This window comes from Chthonobacter albigriseus (genome assembly GCF_013839445.1).
GTDB lineage: Bacteria > Pseudomonadota > Alphaproteobacteria > Rhizobiales > Pleomorphomonadaceae > Chthonobacter > Chthonobacter albigriseus.
The window spans coordinates 95,834-119,978 of sequence record NZ_JACDIT010000006.1 but is presented as its reverse complement, the minus strand read 5'-3'; the positions used below and the strand labels follow the sequence as shown (position 1 = coordinate 119,978).

General features: G+C 66.4%; 16 protein-coding genes. 9 read left to right on the top strand and 7 right to left on the bottom strand.

Features of this window, described 5'->3' with window-relative positions:
• Nucleotides 1–20: 20 nt before the first annotated feature.
• Together lhpI and HZ321_RS15960 are read right to left on the bottom strand one after the other, a co-directional pair.
• Nucleotides 21–1,787: a cis-3-hydroxy-L-proline dehydratase gene (gene lhpI, locus HZ321_RS15965; protein WP_181703382.1), complete on the bottom strand. Its 1,767-nt coding sequence runs from the start codon at nucleotides 1,785–1,787 to the stop codon at nucleotides 21–23.
• Between the two features lie 141 nt (nucleotides 1,788–1,928).
• Entirely contained in the window at nucleotides 1,929–3,482 is a 1,554-nt protein-coding gene (locus tag HZ321_RS15960; RefSeq protein ID WP_181703381.1) for an amidohydrolase family protein, read from the bottom strand.
• Nucleotides 3,483–3,733: 251 nt separating this feature from the next.
• On the opposite strand from HZ321_RS15960, the gene HZ321_RS15955 reads away from it, so the two are divergent.
• Nucleotides 3,734–4,951, top strand: a complete 1,218-nt coding sequence (locus HZ321_RS15955; protein ID WP_425305412.1) for an amidohydrolase family protein — start codon at nucleotides 3,734–3,736, stop codon at nucleotides 4,949–4,951.
• 12 nt (nucleotides 4,952–4,963) lie between these two features.
• Here the strand turns inward: HZ321_RS15955 and HZ321_RS15950 are convergent, their stop codons facing one another.
• Complete coding sequence (locus tag HZ321_RS15950) at nucleotides 4,964–6,241, bottom strand: amidohydrolase family protein (protein WP_181703379.1); 1,278 nt, start codon at nucleotides 6,239–6,241, stop codon at nucleotides 4,964–4,966.
• 332 nt (nucleotides 6,242–6,573) lie between these two features.
• Between HZ321_RS15950 and HZ321_RS15945 the strand changes: the two genes are divergently transcribed.
• On the top strand, nucleotides 6,574–7,029 hold the full coding sequence (locus HZ321_RS15945) for a tellurite resistance TerB family protein (protein ID WP_181703378.1): 456 nt from the start codon (nucleotides 6,574–6,576) through the stop codon (nucleotides 7,027–7,029).
• A gap of 93 nt (nucleotides 7,030–7,122) precedes the next feature.
• Complete coding sequence (locus tag HZ321_RS15940; protein ID WP_181703377.1) at nucleotides 7,123–7,866, top strand: glutamine amidotransferase; 744 nt, start codon at nucleotides 7,123–7,125, stop codon at nucleotides 7,864–7,866.
• A gap of 208 nt (nucleotides 7,867–8,074) precedes the next feature.
• On the opposite strand, the gene HZ321_RS15935 is transcribed toward HZ321_RS15940, so the two are convergent.
• Nucleotides 8,075–9,454 (bottom strand): HD-GYP domain-containing protein, encoded by a 1,380-nt coding sequence (locus HZ321_RS15935; protein ID WP_425305411.1) that lies wholly within the window; start codon nucleotides 9,452–9,454, stop codon nucleotides 8,075–8,077.
• A 448-nt stretch (nucleotides 9,455–9,902) separates the two neighbouring features.
• Here HZ321_RS15935 and HZ321_RS15930 point away from each other — a divergent pair, with 448 nt between their 5' ends.
• The gene (locus tag HZ321_RS15930; protein WP_181703375.1) at nucleotides 9,903–11,354 is read left to right on the top strand and encodes a flagellin N-terminal helical domain-containing protein; all 1,452 of its coding nucleotides are present in this window, start codon (nucleotides 9,903–9,905) and stop codon (nucleotides 11,352–11,354) included.
• Between the two features lie 69 nt (nucleotides 11,355–11,423).
• Here the strand turns inward: HZ321_RS15930 and HZ321_RS15925 are convergent, their stop codons facing one another.
• Nucleotides 11,424–12,917, bottom strand: coding sequence for a glucosamine inositolphosphorylceramide transferase family protein (locus tag HZ321_RS15925; protein ID WP_342343861.1), 1,494 nt, complete (start codon nucleotides 12,915–12,917; stop codon nucleotides 11,424–11,426).
• Nucleotides 12,918–13,191: 274 nt separating this feature from the next.
• Here HZ321_RS15925 and HZ321_RS15920 point away from each other — a divergent pair, with 274 nt between their 5' ends.
• Entirely contained in the window at nucleotides 13,192–15,315 is a 2,124-nt protein-coding gene (locus tag HZ321_RS15920; RefSeq protein WP_244635922.1) for a GumC family protein, read from the top strand.
• A 16-nt stretch (nucleotides 15,316–15,331) separates the two neighbouring features.
• Here HZ321_RS15920 and HZ321_RS15915 read toward each other — a convergent pair whose 3' ends face one another.
• Nucleotides 15,332–16,582: a glycoside hydrolase family 5 protein gene (locus HZ321_RS15915; RefSeq protein ID WP_181703374.1), complete on the bottom strand. Its 1,251-nt coding sequence runs from the start codon at nucleotides 16,580–16,582 to the stop codon at nucleotides 15,332–15,334.
• A 253-nt stretch (nucleotides 16,583–16,835) separates the two neighbouring features.
• Here HZ321_RS15915 and HZ321_RS15910 point away from each other — a divergent pair, with 253 nt between their 5' ends.
• The 4 genes from HZ321_RS15910 to ppsA all read left to right on the top strand — a co-directional run bounded on the left by HZ321_RS15910 (nucleotide 16,836) and on the right by ppsA (nucleotide 22,862).
• Entirely contained in the window at nucleotides 16,836–18,095 is a 1,260-nt protein-coding gene (locus HZ321_RS15910; protein ID WP_244635920.1) for a glycosyltransferase family 4 protein, read from the top strand.
• Nucleotides 18,092–19,384, top strand: coding sequence for a polysaccharide biosynthesis protein (locus tag HZ321_RS15905; protein WP_181703373.1), 1,293 nt, complete (start codon nucleotides 18,092–18,094; stop codon nucleotides 19,382–19,384). The genes HZ321_RS15910 and HZ321_RS15905 overlap by 4 nt, the downstream gene beginning before the upstream one ends.
• A 200-nt stretch (nucleotides 19,385–19,584) precedes the next feature.
• Nucleotides 19,585–20,322, top strand: coding sequence for a DUF3750 domain-containing protein (locus HZ321_RS15900; protein WP_181703372.1), 738 nt, complete (start codon nucleotides 19,585–19,587; stop codon nucleotides 20,320–20,322).
• Between the two features lie 137 nt (nucleotides 20,323–20,459).
• The gene (gene ppsA, locus HZ321_RS15895; protein ID WP_181703371.1) at nucleotides 20,460–22,862 is read left to right on the top strand and encodes a phosphoenolpyruvate synthase; all 2,403 of its coding nucleotides are present in this window, start codon (nucleotides 20,460–20,462) and stop codon (nucleotides 22,860–22,862) included.
• Here ppsA and HZ321_RS15890 read toward each other — a convergent pair.
• Nucleotides 22,859–24,091: a VpsF family polysaccharide biosynthesis protein gene (locus tag HZ321_RS15890; RefSeq protein WP_181703370.1), complete on the bottom strand. Its 1,233-nt coding sequence runs from the start codon at nucleotides 24,089–24,091 to the stop codon at nucleotides 22,859–22,861. The genes ppsA and HZ321_RS15890 overlap by 4 nt on opposite strands.
• Nucleotides 24,092–24,145 lie beyond the last annotated feature (54 nt).

Here is a 24,145-nt window from a genome sequence, read left to right as displayed (position 1 = left end):
TCGCCTGGCGGCGGGCTTTGTCACCCGCTGTCGCGCAGCCACGCTGGAAGCTGTGCAGGCGCAGATCCTCGGCAGGCCGCTTCCACGCACGCCTCCAGGCTGCCGAAACCGAAGCGTTTGCCGGTCAACCCGGGACCGTAGTGCGCATATTTGGCCGAGTTGGTCATGATGCAGCCCGTCCCATGCGGGATCAACGGTGCGCCGATCATGCACCAGCAGGTGTCGGTGACGAACCGGACGCCGAATGCTTCCAGCTCGGAAACCAGACCTGCGTGAACCGCCTTCTCGTGAATTGCGCGTCCGGACGTGACCACGACGGACACTTCGGCGTGCTTGCGGCGGCCGCGGCACAGGCTTGCGAGCCTCTCGATCTCGGCAAGCGAAAGATGCGGATTACCGAGCGCGACGAGGCCGACAGGTCGGCCGTGCGCACTATCGAGTTCCGCCCAGCTTCGCCGAAGATCGGCAACGCCGACCGCTGCCGTCTGCATCGTTCCTACGCGGTCGTTCGACGGATCGTGCCCTGCCGCCTCGGGGGTGACCCCGACGATGTGAAACATCGGTGCGCCGGAGGTGGTGGCGAAGGCGGCACCGAACGCTTTCAGGTCGTCCCTCGACGGAGCCGTCTCCGCGAGCCCGGTCACGATGGGGATACGATCGGCGGCGAGAACGCCGACGTGGTAGCCGAGAAGCGGAAAGAACGCATCGTCGAACGCGTCGACCGGGGCTACCTCGATCCGGATGGTGGGCCGGCGACCGGACGTAAGGTGCGCCCCGGCAAGCGGAGCACGTCCGGTCAGCGCGATGCAGAGGTCGAGGAAATCCGGATACTTCATGGTCCTGGCGCCCAGCACGCTGTTGGCGAAGGCGACGGCGTTGGACTCGCCCCAGGCGACCTGCTCCCCCGCTCCGGGCGCCGTTTCCAGCAGGTAGGGCGCGCAGGTGTAGGTGGCGGCGGCGCCCATGGCCAGATAAGCGTCCGCAAGCGCGCTGGCCGGACCAGCGAAGGCCGGGTCGACCCCCTGGTCGCGCCAGCGCCGATGGTCGACCGAGATGGCGTTGAGCGTGGTCGGAACGGCAACCCGTCCGCCCCAGTCTCTCATCCGCTCGGCGAACCTGAGGGAGCCGGGTCCGGTGTAGATGCAGCCGTCGATATGGACCTGCGTGACGTCCACCAACTGCTCGGCCCCGTAGAGACCGGCCATCCGCACGACGATGCGCATCGCCGCCTGCGCCGCGCGGCCTTCGGCGCCGCCGAGGATGGCCCGGTCTCGCGCGGTGAGGCGAACGGCGGCGCGACTGGCTGGTGCCGCTCCCGGCGCGGCCTCGTCCGCCGATTTGGCGAAAGGTTCGGCACGGGCGGAAAGGGAAACACGGCCGTCGACGATCCGGGCGTGTGGCGCTGTTGCCGCCAAGGCGAACCCATCCGGTTCGAGCGCGATGACCGGGATCGACCGGCCGAATACGTCTGCCGCTATGACGACCCCGAGCGTGAGGATGTCGTCCGGACGGGCGACCAGGATCGCCGCGGGCCCCTTGCCGTTCAGCAGCAGTTCGAGCAGCACGGCGCTGCCGGTACAGGATCCCCGGCTGCCGGGCACCGCCAGGACTTTTCCGGTCAGCAACTGGCCGCTCAAGGGATGATGTCGGTCGATGATCTCGCCGCTCGCCGGATCGACGCCACCCCAGAAGCTGAGCTCCAGGTCGGTCCCCAGGATGACGCCATCGGTTGTCCCGTCGACGAGACTGGCGCCGCGAAGTTCGTTGGATCCATCGGATTCAACCATGCGCTTTCCTTGTCGGGCGATCGATCGCCGGGTCGGCCGCGCCCGCGAAAAAGGCGTACCCCCATTTGCGAGACGGCACAAAGGCTGCCGGCCCGAATGATCGCAGACCGCCGCCGTCGACCCGGTGCGGGCCGGCATCCCTCATTCATCACCGATCGCGTTGTAGCGATAGGGTCGCGTGTCGCCATGGTCGGGATATGCTCGATACCAGGAGTCCAGATGCGGCATCAGCTGCTCCACCATGCTCTGGGCTGCCGCTTCAGCCGGCGTGAACGGTCGCGCCAACCGCGCCTCGATCTCCGCCATGACGGCCTCCCGGTCGACCCCGATCGCGCGTCCGTCCCGCACGACCTCCCGCCCTCCGACGAAAACGCTCCGCACCATGTCCTTGCGGCTGCGCAGCACGAGTGCATCGAGCAACGGCGTCCGGGCCTCGACATGCGGTCGGGCGACGGTCTTCCAGTCGACGGTCACCACGTCGGCGGCCATTCCGACATCGAGCCGTCCGATCCGGCCTTCGAACCCGGTCGTAGCGGCGGCATGCTCGCTCGCCATCCGGAAGACCTCCGCCGGGGTGGGCGTCCGCCCGAACATCGTCGAAGGCCGATGCAGGGCGAACACGAGCCGCATCTCCGCATACATGTCCCGATCGTCGTCGAGGTTCGACTGGTCGATGCCGAGGGCGACGCGGATTCCGCGCTTCTGCATTTCGGTGACCGGTGCGATGCCGCTGCCCAGGCGAAGTCCGGAGCTCGCGTTGTGGCAGACCTGGCAACGGTGTTCGGCCAGAAGGTCCAAATCCGCCGGGCTTGTCCAGATGCCATGCCCGAGCGTCACGTTCGGCCCCAGGCAGCCGAGGTGGTGCAGATGCGCGACGGCCGACCGGCCAGTCCGCGTCAGGGCATAGGCGGCCTGACGTTCGGTCTCCACCAGGTGCATGTGCACCTTCGCCCGGTGCCGGCGTGCCGTGTCGAAAATCGCCTCCAGCGTTGGATCCGTGCACCAATGCAGGTTGGCCGGCGCCAATTGCAGGCGAACCCGGTCGGGATCGCGGGCTCGCCAGCGGTTCGACGCCTCCTCGAAGAAGGCCATGTGCCATTCGACCGGGGCGAGGGCCGAGCGGACTTGCGCACCGAAATGCGCGGCGACGTCGGCCGGCAGGCGGGCGAGGAAGGTCTCGTCCGCCTCGTAGGTGAGCTGGTTGCGATCCCGGAGCATGAAGGACCAGGAGACCCGCATCCCGATCTCGCGATAGGCCTCGACGACCGGATCCACCGTGTCGAACCAGGTCTCCTCCGGCCCTGACAGCCCGCCTTGGATGTGCTGCACGGTGGTCGTCCCGCTTTCCAGCATCTCGATCGCCGCGTAGAGCGTGTCGAGCCGGTGCCCGACCGACCGCATGCCCCGGAACTGCGGTAGCCAGAGTTCCAGCGGTGCAAAGGGTACACCCATCATGATCGGCGTCAGGCCGAAGTGGTGGTGGGCGTTGACGAGCCCCGGCACCGCGACGACATCCGGCCCTCCGAATACGGTGCAACCGGGGTGAGCCTTGGCCAGATCGTCCGCCGGACCGATCTCCGCGATCACGCCGTCGCGGACCAGGAGGGCGGCGTTCTCCTCGACCTCCGCCAGGCCCGCGGCGGAGACGCCCCTGACCACCGCCTTGGCCCGAATGAGAAAAGAAGTTTCGGTCACGACGGGTGTGTTCCTCTCGTTCGATCAGGGTTCGGGGCGCAACGAATGTCTGGACACCCCCGCGGGCCTGGGCGAGTGTCGGACTTCCGTCTCCCGGATCAAGCGCAATCATTGGGCGTCCGCTGCTCCGCTTCATGACTCGCGGCGCCGTTGATGGGCCTGGCAGGGCTGCGGGTGCGAGCCGGTTCGTCCACCCCAGCGGGATCGCGGCGGACATGGCTGTGCGGAGAAACGCAGGAAAGGGACAGGTCTTGGCCGACACGTTGTTCAAGAACGCGAGGATGGCGGACGGTCGCGCGATCGATCTTCTTGTCGCCGGGGGCCGCATCACCGCGATCGAGCCGGTCGGCCGCTTGCCCGTCCTTGAGGGTACGTCGGTCGTCGAACTCGCGGGTGCCCTCCTGGTGCCGCCCTTCGTGGAAGGCCACATCCATCTCGACACCAGCTTCATCGGCGATAGCTGGAGGCCCCACAAACCGTGCACCGACGGTTTCGACGTGAGGGAGCGGGTGGCGTTCCAGGAGGAGAACCTCGCGACCGCTGCGCCGATGGACTATCGCGCCGCCCGCCAGGTCGATCTCTGCCTTGCCGCGGGCACCCTGCGCATGCGCAGCCACGTCCATGTGGACGCCGGGCCAGGCTTGTCGCACCTGGAGAAGATCCTGCCGGTACGGGAAACCTATCGCGATCTCATCGACATCCAGCTGGTCGCCTTTCCCCAGAACGGCATCCTGTCTTCCCCCGGATCGGTCGAAATCCTGGACGAGGCGATCGCGATGGGGTGCGACGTCATCGGCGGGCTCGACCCGGCGACGCTCGACCGCGACATCGAGGGCCAGCTCGACGTGGTTTTCGACATCGCCGAGCGGCGAGGCGTCGGCGTCGACATCCACCTCCACGACCCCCACATGCTGGGGGTGTTCCAGATCGAGCAGATCTGCGATCGGACCCGCGCGCTGGGCATGCAAGGCCGCGTGGCGGTCAGCCATGCCTACGGGCTTGGCGAGGTATCCGAAGCCGCTGCCAAGAAAGCCGCGGATCTGATCGCCGCCTCCGGGGTGGCCATCATGACCAACGCACCCGGCAACCATCCTTTCCCGCCGGTAGCCCTTCTCCGTGCCGCGGGCGTCACCGTCTTCTCCGGCAGCGACAACATTCGCGACAGCTGGTGGCCGTATGGCGACGGCGACATGCTGAACCGAGCCAACATGATCGGCTACCGATCCGGGTTCTACACGGACCCGGATCTCGAAGCCGCCTTCGACGTCGTCACCGCCGCCGGAGCCGCGGCCTTGGGGATCTCCGGCGACTACGGCATCGCGATCGGCAAGCCCGCCGATTTCGTCTGCCTGGCGGCGGAACACGTCCCGGAAGCCGTCGTCGGCGTTCCGCGGCAACGCACCGTCTACCGCCGCGGCCGGACGATCGCCGAGAACTTCGTGCTCGCCAGTCCGGCGAACCGCGGCTGAGAGGCGACGCGGTCACCAGTAGGTGCGCGCCGGAGGCCTGTGCATGACCGGCCGGCCGGCTTTCCAGGACATCAGAGCCGGCGCGATCCGTGCAACCGCCTCGCCGGGCGAAGCGGCATCGAAGAGCACGAGATCCGCGGGCGCGCCCACCACCACACCGTAGGGGCTGGTCGGCTGCAGCAGCCGCGCAGCCGAATCCGCCACCAGTGAGAAGACCGTGTCGAGGGCTTCCGGGGTTCCGGCCTGCGCGACCGTGGCATAGAGGTTCGCCATTCGCATCAGCGATGCGTCGCCGAAGGGCGTGAACGGGTTGAGCACATTGTTGGTGGCGATCGACGCGGTGACGCCGAGTGCCGCGAGCCGGTGCGCCGGCGTGACGCCCCGCGGAATGAGATGGTCGGCGTCTCGGCCGGTCAGAAAGAGATCGGTCGCAGGAAGAACGGTCACGGTGACGCCGGCTTGCGCCATCCGTCGCCCGATCGCGTCGAATGCGTCGGGACGCCATGCGGATAGCTTTGTGACGTGACCCACCGAAACGCGACCGCCCCACCCGCGCGCCTCCGTTTCGGCGATCACCCTCGGCAGGTTCGATCCCGTCGGATCGAGATCGAAGTCGAGATGGAAATCGACAGCTACCCCATGGCGGCGGGCAAGCTCGAAGATCCGCGCGATGTGCCCTGCCGGATCCGGGTCGGTGTAGGGGCAGCCGCCCACCAGGTCCGCGCCCTCGTTGAGGGCCCGGTCCAGCATCTCCTCCGTCCCGGGATCATTGCTGAGGCCCTCCTGGGCGAAGGCGCAAATCTCGATGTCGATCGCCGGAGCGAACCGGTCGCGTACCGCCTTGATCGCCTCGAAGGACCGGTAGCCGGCTCGCGGGTCGATCTCCACGAAGGTCCGGAGGCGCATGGTCCCGCCGAGAATGGCTGCCTCCACCACCGCAGCGGCACGGTCGTAGACGTCCGCGACGGTGAAGCCGGATTTCGCGCGCGATGTCTCGGCGACCGCCTCCGCCAACGTTCCCTCGCAGATCTGGCATCGCCCGATGATGCCGGCCTTGTCGAGGTGGATGTGGGTCTCCACCAGCCCGGCGGTGAGCAGACGCCCGCGCCCGTCGACCGCCGGCGCATCGCAGGCGAGTTCGTGCCCGATCGCTGCGATCCGCCCCTTGGACACCGAAATGTCCTGCAGGTCCGCACGGCCCGGGAGACGAACGCCCCGGACCACGAACTCGCCGGCAGGCAGGTCGACAGGAACACTCGGGAACCGCGCGGCGACGCCGGAGGCTGGCATGGAATCAGATTTCTCCGCCGTGTGATGGCGCCGACCGCGGCGACGCGAGCATATCCACCGGCAACCGGGGACTCCGCTGCAGGTGAATCGAGTGGGCTCCGGAGTGTCCGACTTTCATCCGGAGCGGTGAAGCATGAACAATGGGCAGGATCGATCGAGCAGCGCCCAGAAGATGCACGACACCCTCTCCGACTCCTTCCGCAAGATCTCACGATGCAGCGCCATCACACCAATCGCGCAATCGTGACGCCGTGAGACGTTGCACGGCACAAATCCGTTGGCCATTTGTTCGAAGATCATGTTGATACTTGACCGGGCTGGGCTCCTTTTCGATGTTTGATGCTCTTCGATCCTTGATTTCCGACCTGACGGGCCGGCCCGACGCACCCGAGGTGCTCGACGAACGGTTGGCGACGGCTGCGCTCCTGGTTCACACCCTTGCAATCGATGGCGCGATCTCGCCGCGCGAACGGGCTGCCCTGCATGCCGCGCTGATGTCCACCTTCGGACTCGACCGGTCGGAGGCGGACCAGTTGATCGAGGAGGCGCGTGAACGCGATCTGGAGGCCGTGGACCTCTACGGTTTCACCAGCGTCCTCAAGCGCTCGCTGGATCATCCCGGACGCGAACGGGTGATCGAGCTGATGTGGGAGATCATCTTCGCCGACGGCAACGTGCACGAGTTCGAGGACAACATCGTCTGGCGGGTGGCCGAACTCCTCGGCGTGTCGTCTCGCGACCGTATACGACTCCGTAAGCGGATCGAGGCGAAGCTTGCAAGTTCATGACTGTTGGGCGCATGCTGCGGTGCAATGGCGCCCATCGCCGATCGCCGCCGCGTCACATTTCGGACCATGCGACACGTTTCAGCAACCGACCTCATGACTGACGGGCCCAGCCCGAAGATCCTGATCGTCCTGCACCAGGAGACGTCGAGCCCCGGACGCGTCGGGCAGGCGTTGGAACGACGGGGCTTCCTGCTCGACATCCGACGTCCCCGCTTCGGCGATCCGCTTCCTGCAACGCTGGCCGAACACGCAGGTGCCGTGATCTTCGGCGGCCCGATGAGCGCCAACGATCCCGACGACTATGTCCGGGCCGAGATCGATTGGCACGCGGTGCCGCTTTCGGAAGGCAAGCCGTATCTGGGCATCTGCCTCGGGGCGCAGATGCTGGTCCGCCATCTCGGCGGGCGCGTCGCGCCGCATTCCGACGGGCATGTCGAGGTCGGCTACTACGGCCTGGAGCCCACGGAGACGGGCTCGGCCTTCATGGACTGGCCGAGCAAGGTCTATCAGTGGCACCGGGAGGGCTTCGATCTTCCCGCGGGTGCCGAACTTCTGGCCAGCGGGGAAACCTTTCCCAACCAGGCGATCCGCGTCGGGCCGGCTGCCTTCGGCATCCAGTTCCACCCTGAACTGACCTGGGCGATGATGAACCGGTGGTGCGTCCGGGGCGCCGAACGATTGACCAGTCCCGGCGCACAGGCCCGGCACGCCCATTTCCATGGCCGCGCCATGCACGACGCCGCCGTCCGGGCCTGGCTGGACCGTTTCCTCGACCTCTGGCTGGAGAGCGGCACCCGGGAGACAGTCTGCATTCCCGGCGCATTGGCCACGGCCTGACGATTTGATCGAACGCGGAAAGGGTTTGGCAACCATCGTCGCGCATAGTCCCGGCGTCGGCAGGTGGTTTTGCGTCGTCGACTCAGCCGGACGGAAGCTCGGGCGGTCTCTTCAGGTCTTGCGTAGGAGATCGCAGCTTCCGCGCCGGTGGTGACGGACGACACCTCCCATCTCGTGTCGCGTCGATTTCTGCTCAATCTTCAACGGCTCAAGCCGCCGCAGTCGCGCCGATGCGGGCCATCGCCGTCTCCAGAGCCTCGATACAGATCGGATCGTGGGCTGTTCCGGCGCCTTCCTTCAGGATCGACAGCGCCTTCCAGACCGGCATGGCCGCGCGGTAGGGGCGATCGGCCGTCAGAGCGTCGAACACGTCGGCTGTCGAGATGATGCGCGTCTCCAGGCAGATCGCTTCCGCCGTCAGCCCCTTCGGATAGCCCTTCCCGTCGAGTCTCTCGTGGTGAGCGCCGGCGATCCGCGACAGTTCGGCAAAGGCTCCGATCCGCGACAGGATCAGTTCGGAATACTCCGCGTGCAGGCGCATCGCCTGCCATTCCTCGTCATCGAGCCTTCCTGGCTTGTCGAGCACCGCGTTGCTGACGCCGAGCTTGCCGATATCGTGCAGCAGCGCGGCCCGTTTCAGCCAGCGGCGACGGTCCGGGCTGAACCCGATTTCCTCCGCGATCATATCGGTGAACAGAGCCACACGATCGGAATGGCCGCTCGTGTATGGGCTTTTCGCATCGATGACCTTGGCGAAGGCTTCGGCAATATCGTCGAGGTAATCGTCGTCGACCACGTCCTCGACCTGTCCGGGCGCCATCGAAAGCACCCGTTGTTCGATGTCGGGAGCGGCCAGGGCGTCCCAGAAGCCGGAAGCGGACGCAGCGGTCTGGAAGGCGGCGACCACCGCCGGGTCGAACCAGGTTCCAGATTTCCTGATGACCTCCCGCATCGCCACATCGGGCCCCGCTGTCGTGCGGAACACGTCCACGACCTGGGACAGAAGTGCGATGCGGGCAAACAGCGAGATCGACGCTCCTGACAGGCCAGCCGGGCGGCCACCGCCGTTCCAATGCTCGTCAAGGTCCAGGATCCCCTGCGCCACCGCTTCGGAGAATCGCATCTTTCGCGCGATCTCGGCTCCGCGCCGACACCGGGTCTCGATAAGTTCGGTCGCGATCTGTCCGCCATTCCGGACAATCTGAAGCACGGTTCGAAACCGCTCGGCCAAGCCGGCCTTGAGTCCGGTGTGCGAGAGCACGAAACGAAGCACTTGGGGAAGGCTGTCGCCGACCCTTTTGAAGTCACTTTTGAACTGGAGGTCGTCCGTCAGATACAGCTCGCAGATTCGCGCGGCATTGCTGCTGCAGCCGAGGTCCTTGAGGAGGAGCGTGTAGTAGAGATCGCGCAGGGCGGTCCCTTCGATTCCCATTGCCCGCCCGGTTTCCACACCGATCCAGGCGCAGCGGACGCAGTGGCCGGGCGGCTGCCCCTCCGTCAGGTCCAGGGCGCGACTGAGCGCTCCGAGCAATTCGGCGAGCTGGAGCGTTTGTCCAGCCATCGGTTCGCTGCCTCCTGATCGTTCCATGCAGCAAAGCTAGTCGATGCGGGTTAATGCAGGCTGCAACAGATCCTGCTTGCCCCGGAAAAGGCCTTCGCCGCGTTCTGTCGGGGAGCTGATTCGCTGGTGATTCGCACTGGGCGAATCGAATCCCGCGCACCCGGGTGCGTGCAGTTCCAATGCCGGGCTTACCAGCACGTCGGGCCCTGTTCGCCCGTGCTGCATTTTTTGCAAAACGGCCGGAGCAGAATGCATGCATGCGTCGCCGGTCGACGGTGCCCGGGCAGAGTTCTGGCATTTTTCCACAAAGGTTCAGGGCCAGGAGCCTGCTCGCCGAGGCTGAGATGCCGGGAAAACTCGGCATCTCGAGGCCCGGCAAAAAGAAGCGTTAAGGTTAATCTCCCATTAGCCATTTCCCGAGATGATTAACCACACCTCAGAACGAGGCAGCTAGCCGGGAAGGAACCCCTGTACCATGGCCGGGAACGTCACACTTTCGGCAGGTGTTCGCCAGAATCTCCTGTCTCTCCAGAACACCGCTTCGATGATGTCGGTGACGCAGAACCGCCTTGCCACCGGCAAGAAGGTGAACACCGCGCTCGACAACCCGACGAACTTCTTCACGGCGTATGCCCTGAGCGCGCGGTCCAAGGACCTGTCGAACCTTCTGGACGCGATGTCGAACGGCATCAAGACGCTGGAGACGGCCGACAACGGTCTGACATCGATCACCAAGAACCTGGAATCGATGCAGTCGACGCTGCGCCAGGCCCGGCAGGACAAGTCGTTCCAGACCGAATCCTTCGAGTTCGAGACGACCGACACCTGGCGCACCGTTGCCTTTGCGACGGACGCCGACAAGGTCGGTTCGTTCGCCGCCGCCCACAGCGTGACCTTGAACTCCCTGGAATCGACCGGCTTCGATGTCGCGAACGTCGAGAACTCGACGATCACCATCGGCATGACGGATGATAACGGCGGCGCGCTGGACTCCGTCGAGGTCAACATCAAGGCGGGCGACTCGGCTAAGGAGATCGCCAACAAGATCAACAACGCGCTGCGCAACTCCGAAAACGGGTCGCAGGGCATCCGCGCCACCATCGTGGCGGGTGAAATCCGGATCACGGCCTCGAGCCTGCGGACGCTCACGATCGCGTCGGTGGACAGCCAGGGCGTGGACAACCTGTCCGACTTCGGGCTTGGAACCGGCACCGTCGCGGCGGCGGCGGACGATGCTTCCAGCGTCGACGAATTGGTAGCGGCCATCAACGCGGACACCATCGCTGCCGAGAGCGTCCGGGCCTCCAACAACAACGGCAAGCTCCGGATCGAGAACCTCTCGACAACCGCGCTCGCGATGGAGATCCAGGACAGTCTTTCGGCCCAGCAGGAAAACGTCACCATCGGTGGCAACCAGGTCCGTAAGAACCTCGCCGACCAGTTCAACGAACTGCGCGACCAGCTGGACAAGCTGTCCGACGACTCGTCCTTCAACGGCATCAACCTGCTGCGCGGCGACAAGCTGACGATCACGTTCAACGAGATCGGCACCTCGACCATCGAGATCCAGACCAAGAACGGTGAAGCGATCACCGCCGCTCGGCTCGGCCTCTCCGACGTCTCCGCCAGCGAACTCGACAAGGACGATGACATCGACACCCTGCTGACCAACGTGGCGGAAGCGCTAAACACGATCCGCTCGCAGTCGTCGGCCTTCGGCTCGAACCTCTCCATCGTGGAGAACCGCACGAGCTTCACGAAGATGATGATGAACACGTTGCAGACCGGCGGTGATGCTCTCGTGCTCGCCGACACCAACGAGGAAGGCGCGAACATGCTGTCCCTGCAGACCCGGCAGCAGCTCTCCTCGACGGCCCTGTCCCTGGCTTCCCAGGCCGACCAGACCGCACTCCGCCTCTTCGGCTGACGCGAACGCCGATCGAAACCATGCAGAGGCCGGCCGAAGCGCCGGCCTTTTCGCGTTCGGGAAGAGTTGCTATCCGCGTCGCCGCTTCCAACGTGGGGCGATCGCCGAGCCGTCGATGAATTCCAATCCACCGGCAGCGTTCAGGGTGTGGATGCGGCGGCCCGGCCACGCCGGGCCCGCGGTCAGGATCGTCTCGACAGACTGCTCGAAGCCGTCCTGGTCCAGCTTGAGGATGCGGGCGATGCCGAGCGCCACGCCGTAGCCCTTGCGGCAGTCCTGAACCGGCCGGAACAGGGCGCCGCCCCGCTCCACAATCCGACCGGCTGGGCGGGCGGAGGCGATGTCGACGAGCACAGGGTTGCGCGGATGCGCGGTGTAGGGGCCGCGAAAGTCCGGAGCCGACCAGAGGTGGAGTGCATCGGAGAACGAGCCGCCGCCGTCGCGCACGGTAGCGAAGATCCACCACAATCCGCCATGATGGACGAGCGTCGCGTCGCTGGCTGTGACGCCTGAAACCAGCACGCTTTCGCGTGTCCATCCGTCCGGAAAACGTGTCGCGCGGAACAGCTCCACCGTACCTGCCCCCGACGTCTCGGGGATCATCCACATCTCGCCCTCCGCTTCGAAGACGAAGGGGTAGGAGAGGTGGACCGGAAGTTCCAGAACGGGACGCGGGATGCCGACCGGTCCCTGGGGACCGAACTCGACCGCCGAAATGATCCCTTTCCCGGTGCGGTGGGGAAAATCCTCGACGAAAAGCGTAAGCTTGCCGCGGTGCTCGATCGGAAACGGGTCGGCGTAGAAACGTCGACCGTCGTCCGGGATGTCAGCCCATCCGGTATCAGGGTGCCTGCGAAGATCGAAGAGATCTCCGCCCTCCGCCCGGCGCCAGCCGGTGCGCCAATGCGGGGACCGCGTCGCTGCCAGGTAGATCATCCGGACCGCGGCACGTGCGATCGTCTTGGCCGACCGGACGGCGACAGACTTGCCGGTGATTGGCGCGGCGATCGGCGTTTCGGACGACGTGTCCGGAAGGGACGGCGGCGCGGCGGTCGGGATCCCTTTCGCCGCGGCCGCGATCATCGTGACGATCCGCTCCAGCATGTCTTCCAGGGTGGCGAGGACGACACCGGTCCGCTCGCTTCCCACCCGTCCCGCGGCGATCACCTGTCCGCTCGCCTCAAGGGTCACCCGGGGCGTGTGACCCGCCATGACCGCGCCGAGCAGCGCCACGGGACCTTCTTGGCCGTCGAAGCGGAGGCGCCAGGCCCGGCTCGAGGCAGGCTCGGCCGAGTCGAGTGAAAAGTCGATGGTGACATCCACGACCGACGTCGGCGGTGCGAGGTACCGCTCGAAGGCGGCGCATGGCAGCCGGGTCAGCGGCCCGGGCCGCGGAATGCCGAAGAGGGTGGCTTCCAGCTGGAACAGCGCGTCCACCTCGGCCGGCCAGGCTTCCGTCTCCTCGGCCCAATCGATACCGACGTGGAGCTTAGGGTTCGACGCGAGGGCCTCCAGGAGCGTGAGGTGCCAGGCCCTGCCGCCCGCCTTCGGCAGCCGAACCACAAAGGTTCTCGCCCGCGTGGGATCCTTGGAAACTTCTGTCTGAGAGACGGTCGACATCATCTTTGCGGGCACCATCAAGATCTGCGTGGTTTCGACATTCTTGACCTGACCGCACCGCCTGGCGCGCTGGCGTTTTGGTTCACTGCGTCCGTTCACTGTGTTCCGGGATATCACTTGAATCTTTCGATTGGGCTAAGCAATGGTCATGTAAACTTTTACGCATCTGAGAGCCGGATCCCCCTTTTCCCCGGCGACATGTTTTTCGAGCTGGCTGATGACCATGACCATGACGCCGATCACCGACCGTTTCCGGGAAGATGATTTGCCCAGCCGCTCCTTGCCCGCGGCATCGGACGATGGCGGCGTGGAGATCCAGGACCTCTGGCGCATCCTGTGGCACAGGCGCATGTGGGTGGTGGTGACCGTCGTCCTGTTTGCAGGGCTCGCCGTTCTCTACAGTCTGGTGACGCCGCCGCTCTACTCTGCCACTGCCCAGTTGCTGGTGGATCCGCGCGACCGCCAGATCGTCAACAACGCCCTCAACCCGAGCATGATCGCCTCCGATGGCGGCATCACCCAGGTGGAAAGCCAGGTCAGCGTGCTCCAGTCGAGCGGCGTGCTGCTGCGCGCAATCCAGGAGACCCGGCTCACCGAGGACGAGGAGTTCAACGGAACGAGCCTCATCGGCGAAATGACCAGCCTTGTGGCAGGTATGCTCGGCCGCCAGGAATCGGTTCCCAACCTCACGTCCGTCGAGGTGAAGACACTGGCCAATCTGCGACGTCGCCTTGCGGTGAAACGAGCAGACAAGGTGTTCGTCATCGAGGTGACCACGACGGCTAAGTCGCCGGACAAGGCGGCGCGCATCGCCAACGCGATCACCGCCGCCTACCTGGCCGATCAAGGCGAGGCCCGCTCCCGGGCGGCGCGCGAAGCCTCCGAAGCGCTGACCGCGCGCCTGGAAGACCAGCGCCGGGCGGTGGAGGCGGCCGAGAACGCCGTCGAGACCTACCGTTCCGAGAACAACCTGGTGATGGCGAGCGGCCAGCTGGTCAGCGAACGCCAGCTCGCCGACGTCAACGAGCAACTGTCCGCAGCCCAGAATCGCGTCGCCACCTTGAAGGCGCAGATCGACCAGATCGAGCAACAGGCAGCTGCCGGCACCGCATCGGGAGCGACCTCGGAAGCGATGCAGTCGGCCGTCGTCGCCAAGCTTCGCGAGCAGGAGAGCACGCTGGCGCAGCGCGAGGCCGACCTCAGCAGCCGGCTCGGCCCGCGCCATCCGTCCCTGATCGCCGTCCGTACCCAGCTGGAGCAGGTGCGTCGCTCGGTCACGGGCGAATTGGAGCGCGTGGCGCTGTCAGCTCGGGCGGACTACGACAGGGCTGTCGCCAACGAGCAGCAACTGGCCGCCAAGCTTGAGAGCCTGAAGCAGCAGTCGCTCGCCGTGGACCAGACGTCGGTTCGCCTGCGCGAATTGCAGCGCGATCTGGATGCCGTCAAGTCGGTCTATTCCGCCTTCCTGGTCCGCGCCCAGGAGGCACGCGAGCAGGCGAACGTGAACAGCACCAACGTCCGGGTGATCGGGGAGGCCCTGCCGCCGAACCAGAAGAGCTGGCCGAGGCTCAGCCTGCTCCTGGTCGGAGCTATCGGTGCGGGTGTCGGGATCGGCGCCGGCCTTGCCTTCCTGCGGGAGTTCGGGTCGCCGTCGCTTCTGTCGATCGGCCAGGCGGAGGCGATCGCCCAAGCCCCGGTTCTCGGCGTTCTCCCCAAGGTCCGCAGCGAACGCGCGCGTCGCTCGGCGTCGGCCGACAATGCCGCAGGGCTCGTTCTCGCCCGGATCGGGGACCGCGCTTCTGGGGCGCCTTCGACGGACACCCTTCGCACCATCCTGTTGACGTCGGGCCGCCGCGACGAGCCGCAGCGTCATCAGGTGGCTGCCCAGATCGCCTCGGCGTCGTCCGTCCGCGGTGACCGGGTTCTTCTGATCGACGCGAACGCCGCCGGCGGCCGCCATGGCTCGCAGCCCGGACTGCTCGATATCCTGCGCGGCGAGAGCGGCGTGATGGACGCCATCCGCATCAACGGCGGCGCCGGCTTCGCGGTCATGCCCCTTGGACGTGCCTCAGGACCGATCATGGATCGGATCGCGCGCGTTCAGGCAAGACGCATCCTGACGGAGGCCGGTGTGCACTTCGATCTGGTTCTCGTCGACGGTGGAGCCGCCTCGGACAACATCGCCTTGGCACCGCTCGCCGACGCCCTCGACGATATCCTGGTTGTTGCCGAACTCGGCACGTCCGCACAACGCGACGTCAAGGGTGCGGTCCGGACGATCTCGCTGATCGGCCGATCGGTCACCGGGGTGGTGCTGATCGGATCCGGCGACACGCACTGAGCGAGTCCGCGGGCTCCTAGTCCGGATTCCTGACGCCCAGCGCGGCGAGGATCGACCTGTCGAACTCGCGTGTCCGGTCGTCCATCAATCCCATGCCGTCGAAGAGATTCCAGAACGCCCAGGCGAACCCGTGGGCTTCCGCGCTTTTGCGCACGTCCCTGACATAGCGGGCCCGATCCGCGGCCGCGGCTGCCAGATACAGCTCGTCGGTCCTGAGCGCGCCGAACTCGCCGAGAAGGACCCGTTCGCGCGGTATCGCATGGGCGTCTGCCCAGGCGCCGACCTTCTGGAGATACTGATCGACGAACCACCGCGCGGGATCGGCTTCGAAGTAGACGCGCAGCACCTCTTCGATCTCGGAGAAAACCGCGTCCTTCACGTTTCCGGGCACGTCGGCGGCCGCCGCCATCCGCTTGCGTACCGCCGCGAGCGTCTTCTTTCGCGACCCTGCCGACGCCGGCCACGGAACCCCGTTCAGCCAACGGTAGATCGGCTCGCCGGTCATCCACGGCGCTCCCTGGTGGCTGAACACGTAGGGTTCGTAGAAGTGAAAGGTGTAGAACAGCGGCTCCAGGCTCTTCAGCTGTTCGATGTCGAGGCTTGGCAGCCCGTCGATCATGCTGCCGCAGGCGCCGGTCGCAACCAGGGTGAGCTGCGGAGCAGCCTGTCTCGCCTGTTCGAGAATGGAAGCCTGAAGGTCGTTCCAGTCCGATCCGGAACACGACTGCGGCGGCTCGTTGACGGGCTCGAAGGCGATCCGCGTCGTATCGCGGCTGGCGAGCCGGGCTGCGAATTCGCCGACCAACGCCTGAAAGCCGGACCGTTCCGGAGCATCAAGGCCGCCGTACATCCGTTGCGGGTTCCAGTGGTGCGTCGCGGCGTTGCCATGGAGGTTGACGACCACGGAAAGGCCGGCGGCCAGGATCTGATCCACCGCGGTCATCACAGCGCCAAGGAGATTATCGCGCCGAGTGGCCGTGCTTGCCATCAGCGGACCGGGGTCCACCGGGAGACGGACGAAGTCGAAGCCTGCTTCGGCGAGCCTCATCAGGTCTTCGACATGTGGAACCGGGCGGCCTTCCTGATAGACGGGATCGCCGTAGTCGGTGCGCGGCGCCGGGAATTCGCGCGTCAGCGAAAACCACGGCCAGGCGTTGACGCCCCGCCGCAACCGCAACGCCCTCGAGGCGGACCGGCTCGGCCGCGTCAGCAGGACCGTTGGAGCCGCCAGGGCTCCCGCGAGAACCACGCGTCGGGTGATCTGCATGAGGGGCGCTGCTCCTCCGGCCGGAACGGCGGGGACGATCATCATGGACGCCGGCCAGGATGCCGCTTGAGGCGGCCCCGTGCAAGACGCACCCGAGGCGTGCAGGTTTCGCGCGCCCCGGCGATGACGCGGCAAAACCTTGGAAGCGTTCATCCGCGGCCGGTTACCATTCGAAAAGTTTACTGCGTACCTCCCTACAAAACACAGCGAATCCGCTTGAAAGTTTAGCGATGTTGGCCTCACAACTGCAGCAATGGATCGCCGCCTGCCTCCTCTGTCAGCTGCAAGTGACGACAAATCGTCGGAGCGAATTCAGGGGTCGCGGCTGTCGGAGAAAACTGGTGAATCGATGCGAATTGCGTGCATACACCAGGGTTACGAGCGCTACGGGTCCGACCGGAGCTTTGCCGAAAGCGTGGCAACGCTTGCCCGTCATTTTCCTGGAGCCGATATCGAGGTGGTCCTTCCCCGCGAAGGGCCCATCATCAGCCTGTTCGCGGGGCTGCCGGTCCGTTTGACCTTCGAGCCGCTGTGGATCCTGCGCCGCAGCAGCCTGTCCAAGCTCCTCACCGCCGGCTTGGCGACTCTACCTGCTGCTCTGCTTCGTGCTGCAAAGCGGTATCGATCGGCGGACCTGGTGTATGTCAACACGTCCGTGGTCCTCGACTATGCGCTCGTGTCCCGCTTCTTTCCCGGGCGTACACTCCTGCACATCCACGAGATCGGCGAGGGCCGGGCAATGCAGGTGCTTCGCTTTCTCGCCCGCTTCAGCCGAGCCGAGCTGATCTTCAACTCGAAGGCGACGAAGGCGGCGTTCGGACTGCCTCGATCCATCCCGCAGCATGTCGTCTACAACGGGGTGCCAGGCCCGGCCGCGCCGTACCCGACGACCTACGATGGCCGCCGGCCGCTCCGGCTTCTCCTGCTCGGGCGCGTCAATCGCATCAAGGGCCAGGAGGTTCTTCTGGAAGCCATCGCGCGGCTGCCGGACGCGTTGCGAAGTCGTGTCGAAGCCCGGCTCGTTGGAAGCGCCTTCGAAAACCCCGACGCGGAGAAGGACCTCGAGGCGCTCGTCGAGACGCTGGGACTGTCGGCAGTCGTCCGCACCGAGCCGTTCCGGGATGATCCCGCGGAGCTCTACCGCTGGGCCGACGTGGTGGTGGTGCCGTCGCGACGCCCGGAAAGTCTGGGCCGGGTTGCCATCGAAGCCATGGCGAACGGCCGTCCGCCGATCGCATCCTCGATCGGAGGGCTGACAGAAGTCGTCGTCCACGGCGAGACGGGCTGGCTCGTTCCCCCCGGCGATCCGCAGGCCTTGGCCGCGCGCCTGGAGCACATTCTCCTGCAGCCTGCGGACCTGTCCACCGTGGTGGCTGCCGGTCGAACCCGCTACGAGCAGCTGTTTGCCGAAGACGTCGCCGACCGTCTGCTCGGGCAGATCGCAACCGCGAAACTGGCTGTCGGCGCGAACGCCTCTCCCAAGGCCGCCCAGAAGGCTCTGGGCGCGCCATGATCGGCAAGCTCCTCCCTGCCCGAATGCTGCATTTCGGCGTGATGGTCGGGGGAGAGGCTATCCAGAGCGGCTTTCATTTCGCGCTCAACATTCTCTTGATGCACCTCCTCTCGGCGAGGGACTACGGCATCTTCGCCCTGCTGATGGTGATCGGCGGGTTGGGCCTGACCTACGTGCGTTCGCTCACCGGCATGCCGGCGACCATCCGGATCGCGCGGAGCACGACACGCCATGCCGTGACGGCCTACGACATTACGTTCGGGACCGCCGCCGTGGTGATCTCGATCCTGGCGGGCGGGATCGCGGGGCTGTTGCTTCATCTTTGGCTGGAGGCCGGACAGGTTGCGGGCGGCGCCTTCGTGGCGCTCTGGTCGCTGCGCAGCCATCTGCGGTCGACATTCTTCGCCCGGAGCCGCCGGGTAGAGGCGACGATCGGCGATCTCGCCTTCGCGCTGTCCGGCGCGGGCGGAACGGCCCTCTCGCTGTGGTTCGGGGGCGATACGCTCGTCCATATCATCGAGGTGCTGGTCGTCGCCAACCTCGTCGGGATCGTGGTGATGCTTGCGCTGGTGCGCCAGCCGGTCCGTCTCAGCTTCCGCAGAGCCGCCCGCCGGCGCTACGGGGCGATCTGGCGGCAACTGGTCTGGTCGAGCCTTGGCATCACGACGTCGAACCTGCAGGCGCAGGGCATAGCGTTTCTCGTCACGGCTACCTCCGGACCTGCAGCCTACGCCCCGATCGCCGCAGCAATGGTCTTCTTCGCCCCGCTGCGGCTGGTCTCGACCGCACTCGTCAACCTCACTCAACCGGAACTCTCCAGCCTTCTGTCGCGTGGGCAAACCGAGGCGGCAAAAGGACTTATCCGCTACTGGACGCTGATCGTCTGCGCAGGGACCGTGGCCTACGGCGCCATGGCCGCCGCCGTCACTCCCTTCATCCATACGCCGGCCCTCCAGGACGCGCCGGTCTTCGCGCTGTGCTTCTTCGCCTGGGTGATCTACACGGCAGCGCTGCTCTACGTGGTTCCGTGGGCCGCGCTGGAGGTCCTGGGCGACTTCCGGGCCATCGCGATCACGACCTTCGTTGCTGCGGTCACCAGCCTCACCAGCGTCATCCTGCTCCTCTGGCTGGTGCCGACCGCCTATGCCCTGGCCGGCGCGGCCGTTTCCGAACTGGTCGTCCTCGTTGCCTGCCGGCGGCTTGTGGCCGTGCGGCTGCGCGGTGGCCGGCCGGACACCTGGGCCGGGGGCGCGGATCCGCAGGCTCAGCCAGCCACGCACCGCGGTTGAACCGACGGTCGGCCACCCCAAACGCCGGCGGTTTCTACGCGGAATTCCTTGCCGGTCGTGCGCGTGTCTGGCCCATTGTCCACTGCTCCCGTCACGCCGGAAAAAAGGCGCGATCCTGAGGTTTGTCGAGACACAGGCCTGGACAACGCAGAGCGGACGCCCAGGTCGTGCCTAGAGGCGATGCTGGCGGGAGATGCCGGATGATCACGGTTCTGCGGTGGGTTCTGATCGGGTTCGTCGTGATCTATCTGGTGCCGATCGCCATTTCGGCCCTCGTCTACAGCATCGCCGACCGCCCGGCCGATTGGCGCAGCGCGGACCGGTCGAGTGCCGGACTGCTGCCGAACCCGCCGCAGGCCGAGGCGGTGGTCCGCATCTTCTCCGCCCGAACCGTGCGATGGCGGGGGATCTTCGCGACCCATTCCTGGATCGTCATCAAGCCACGAGGTGCGACCAGCTACGAACGCTACGACTACACTGCCTGGGGAGAGCCCATCCGGGTGAACGGGTTCGTCGCCGACGGGCGATGGTTCGGCAGCATGCCCGACCTCGTCTTTGCGGCCGACGGCGATGCCGCCGAGCGGATGATCCCCGGAATCCGAGCGGCGATATCCGACTACGCCTACGCCAAGCGCGGCGACTACCGGGCCTGGCCGGGCCCGAACTCGAACACCTTCGTCGCCGCGATCATCGCCGCGGTTCCGGAGATCGAGACGGCCCTGCCGCCGACGGCCCTCGGTCGCGACTACCCGCATGACGGGCGCTGGTTCGGTCTGACGCCGTCGCGGACCGGGATCCGCATTTCGATCGCGGGCTACGTAGGGGCGACCGTCGCGTGGATCGAAGGGGTGGAGCTCAACATCATGGGCGCTGTCGCCGGGCTGGACCTGGCGCGGCCCGGCCTCAAGATTCCGGCGCTCGGCCGCTTCGGCACCTGACGCCAGGGACTGCTTCGGCCGCCCGGCGATTGCGCTCGATCAAACGCATTCTGCTGCCCGCATGCGACCATGCCTCTCACGTCCAGGAAGCGCGGCCGCCAGGCACGTCGGCGACTGCCCATCGGGAGGAAATCGCCATGACGTCCGAAGCGACCTATACAGCCTGGTTCGAGCAACTCGGCAGGGGGGATGTCCCGACCGTCGGCGGCAAGAACGCGTCGCTCGGCGAGATGGTGCGCACGCTCGGCGAGAAGGGCGTCAGCGTTCCGGGCGGTTTCGCCACGCTCGCCAGCGCCTACCGGACCTTCGTGCGGGACAACGACCTGACGCCGCTGATCGCCTCCGCCATGACCGATTGGCAGAAGGGCGTGATCGACCTGGCCGAGGCTGGCACGATGATCCGCAAGGCCTTCCTGCGCGGCAGTTGGCCGGGGCCGATCGCCGCCGAGATCCTGGAGTTCTACGCCCAGCTGTCGAGACGCTACGGGGTGGAGGCCACCGATGTCGCCGTCCGCTCCAGCGCGACGGCCGAGGACCTGCCCGACGCCAGCTTCGCCGGCCAGCAGGAGACGTTCCTGAACATCCGCGGCCCCGACGCGCTGCTGGATGCCTGCCGCCGCTGCTTCGCGTCGCTGTTCACGGACCGGGCCATCAGCTATCGCCAGACGAAGGGTTTCGATCATCTTCAGGTCGCCCTGTCGATCGGGGTCCAGAAGATGGTCCGGTCCGACCTCGCCGGCTCCGGCGTGATGTTTTCCATCGACACCGAGACCGGCTTCGACAAGGTCGTGCTGATCGACGCCGCCTGGGGCCTTGGCGAGACCGTCGTCCAGGGGCAGGTGGATCCCGACCAGTACACCGTCTTCAAGCCGCTGCTCGACGATGCCGCCCTGAAGCCGATCCTCGACAAGAAACGCGGCGCCAAGGCGATCAAGATGATCTACGACAGCACCGGCTCGCGACCGGTCCGGCAGGTGCCCACCTCCCGGGCCGAGCGCGACGCCTTCGTCCTGGCCGATGGGGAAATCCTCCGGTTGGCGCGATGGGCGCGGGACATCGAGCGTCACTACGGCTGCCCCATGGATATGGAGTGGGCGAAGGACGGGGAGACGGGCGAACTCTTCATCGTCCAGGCGAGGCCCGAAACCGTCCAGTCGCGCCGCTCGCTGACCGAGGTCCGCACCTACAGCATCACCGGGAAGGGTCCCGTCGCAGTCAAGGGGCTTGCAATCGGGGAGGCGGTGCTCACCGGCCGGGTCAAGGTCATCGAAAGCGCCCGTGACATCGCAGACTTCCCCGACGGTGCGATCCTGGTGACGAGCACCACGGATCCCGACTGGGTGCCCATCATGAAGCGCGCCGCGGCGATCGTGACCGATCACGGTGGACGCACCTCCCACGCGGCGATCGTCAGCCGGGAACTGGGTCTGCCCGCCATTGTCGGCACCGGCGACGCGACCCACCGCCTGCATGACGGCCAGGACGTCACCGTTTCGTGCGCCGAGGGCGACCAGGGCTTCGTCTACGAGGGGATCGGCGCCTTCACCGTGGACACCACCACGCTTGAGGATCTCCCGCCCACCCGGACCGAGGTGATGCTCAACCTCGGCAACCCCGCGGCGGCGTTCCGCTGGGCGAAGCTCCCGGCCGATGGCGTCGGGCTGGCGCGCATGGAGTTCGTGATCAGCAACGCGATCAAGGTGCATCCCGTCGCCCTGACCCGCTTCGATGCCGTTACGGACGAGGACGCGCGGAAGGCGATCGTGGCGCTCACGCGGGGCTATGCCGACAAGCCCGCCTACTTCGTCGAGGCGCTCGCCCGCGGCCTGTCGCGGATCGCGGCGGCCTTCCATCCGAAGCCGGTGATCATCCGGATGAGCGACTTCAAGACCAACGAGTATGCCGGGCTGATCGGCGGCGCCGCCTTCGAGCCGCACGAGGAGAACCCGATGATCGGGTTCCGCGGCGCGTCACGCTACTATTCGGACCGCTATCGCGACGGCTTTGCGCTGGAATGCCGGGCGATCCGGATGCTCCGCGAGGAGATCGGCCTGACCAACGTGGTGATCATGATCCCCTTCTGCCGGTCGCTCGGCGAAGCCGACCGCGTTCTCCAGGTACTGGCCGAGAACGGGCTGGAGCGCGGCCGCAACGGGCTGCAGGTCTACGTGATGTGCGAGATTCCCTCCAACGTGATCCTCGCCCCGGCTTTCGCCGAGCGCTTCGACGGCTTCTCGATCGGCTCCAACGATCTGACCCAGTTGACGCTCGGCGTCGACCGGGATGCCGGAGATCTGGCCGCGCTGTTCGACGAGGAGGATCCGGCGGTGAAATGGATGATCGGCCACGTGATCGAGGCCGCGCGGATAGCGGGGGCCAAGATCGGCCTTTGCGGACAGGCGCCCAGCGACCGGCCCGACTTCGCCGGATTTCTTGTCGATTGCGGCATCGACTCCGTCTCCGTGACGCCGGACAGCTTCGTCGCCGTGAAGAAGAGCATCGCCGCCGCGGAAAAGAAGCGTCGGGAGACCGGCAGCTAGCGCCGGATCGGGCGGCTCGCGGTCACCGGGACGTCACGCGCCGTTCTGGATCCGCGCGAACCGGGGCGCGCGTAGAGCAGCGTTAGGATGATCGTGAATTTCGAGAGGATGTTCGTCTTGGAGGCGATGCTCTCCGCCGTGTTGAGCAGGATGGCGATCCCCAGCAACGGCAACCAGACTCCGGCGTGGGCGAGCTTGGCCTGCTCGCCGAGATAGAGCACGACAGCGATCGCCATGATGACCGTCACGAACGCTCCCTGGTAGAGGGTCATCCGCACGATCGGGTTCTCGATGCCCATCTCCAGGCCGAGAATCCGCCGGTTGCTGTCGATCAGCGCGACGTCCGGACCGACGATGATCTCGCGCAGCGACAGGTCGTCGAATAGGCCAAGCATCTCCACTCGCGCGTTCGCGCTACCGCCGTCGTTGAGGAATCGCTCGATGAAAGGCTCGAAAAAGCCGCCGGTCGCCAGCAGCCCGATGCCGATCGGAACCAGGGCGAAAGCGAGAAAGGCGGCCGCCACGGCGACCAGCTGCACGCGACCGGTCTGCAGTTGGCGGAGCGCCGCGTAGATGCCGTAGGCGCTGCCGAGCACCAGGGTGACGACCAGCGCGGAACGGCCGCCAAATGCGACCAGGGCGGGGATCTGCAACCCGATGAGCGCGAACCGCACAGGCGCCGGCAGTCCGCGGGCGCCGGTCATCAGCGACAGCGTGTAGATCGAGGTGACGAACGCATTCACCAGCGGGTGGCCCTGGAACGCGGACGACCGCTTGTCCATGGGGAACACGTCACCGTCGAAGCGATAGGGGAACAGCTGGAACTTGAGCACGTATTCGGCAAGTCCGAGCAGCGCGTTCGCCGTCATGATCACGTGCAGCAGCAGCGTCAGGCGGGAGAGAAGCCGCTCGTCGGCATCGGAGAGGAGCAGCACCAGGAGGCCCGGCGCGATATAGGTGTCGATCACGCCCGCCATGCCGGGACCGTTGCGCAGCACGACGGTGGCGAACAGGAACACGCCGGCCATTGCGAGCAGGGCGCCGGCCGGACGCGCCGTCGCGGCGCGGGCGAGATAGCCGACCGGATTGCCGGCAAGTGTGGCCCTCGCCAGGAACAGCAGAAAGATCAGATACGTGGACGGGTGTATCTTGGTCGCGCCGCTGCCGGTGAGGCCCTCGTAGTTCCAGCCGAGAACCCAGAGTACGCCGCCGGAGAAACCAAACAGCACGAAAAGGATCGCCGGCAGTCCCACCGAGGAGACAAGCCGTCCGGAAGAGGAAAC

What these genes read in the sequence shown, in the direction of transcription:
- ppsA (WP_181703371.1), top strand. Translation starts at nt 20,460, where the DNA reads ATGACGTCCGAAGCGACCTATACAGCCTGGTTCGAGCAACTCGGCAGG.
- HZ321_RS15920 (WP_244635922.1), top strand. Translation starts at nt 13,192, where the DNA reads ATGACCATGACCATGACGCCGATCACCGACCGTTTCCGGGAAGATGAT.
- HZ321_RS15905 (WP_181703373.1), top strand. Translation starts at nt 18,092, where the DNA reads ATGATCGGCAAGCTCCTCCCTGCCCGAATGCTGCATTTCGGCGTGATG.
- HZ321_RS15950 (WP_181703379.1), bottom strand. Translation starts at nt 6,241, where the DNA reads ATGCCAGCCTCCGGCGTCGCCGCGCGGTTCCCGAGTGTTCCTGTCGAC.
- HZ321_RS15910 (WP_244635920.1), top strand. Translation starts at nt 16,836, where the DNA reads ATGGATCGCCGCCTGCCTCCTCTGTCAGCTGCAAGTGACGACAAATCG.
- HZ321_RS15945 (WP_181703378.1), top strand. Translation starts at nt 6,574, where the DNA reads ATGTTTGATGCTCTTCGATCCTTGATTTCCGACCTGACGGGCCGGCCC.
- HZ321_RS15930 (WP_181703375.1), top strand. Translation starts at nt 9,903, where the DNA reads ATGGCCGGGAACGTCACACTTTCGGCAGGTGTTCGCCAGAATCTCCTG.
- HZ321_RS15940 (WP_181703377.1), top strand. Translation starts at nt 7,123, where the DNA reads ATGACTGACGGGCCCAGCCCGAAGATCCTGATCGTCCTGCACCAGGAG.
- HZ321_RS15935 (WP_425305411.1), bottom strand. Translation starts at nt 9,454, where the DNA reads ATGGAACGATCAGGAGGCAGCGAACCGATGGCTGGACAAACGCTCCAG.
- lhpI (WP_181703382.1), bottom strand. Translation starts at nt 1,787, where the DNA reads ATGGTTGAATCCGATGGATCCAACGAACTTCGCGGCGCCAGTCTCGTC.
- HZ321_RS15900 (WP_181703372.1), top strand. Translation starts at nt 19,585, where the DNA reads ATGATCACGGTTCTGCGGTGGGTTCTGATCGGGTTCGTCGTGATCTAT.
- HZ321_RS15915 (WP_181703374.1), bottom strand. Translation starts at nt 16,582, where the DNA reads ATGCAGATCACCCGACGCGTGGTTCTCGCGGGAGCCCTGGCGGCTCCA.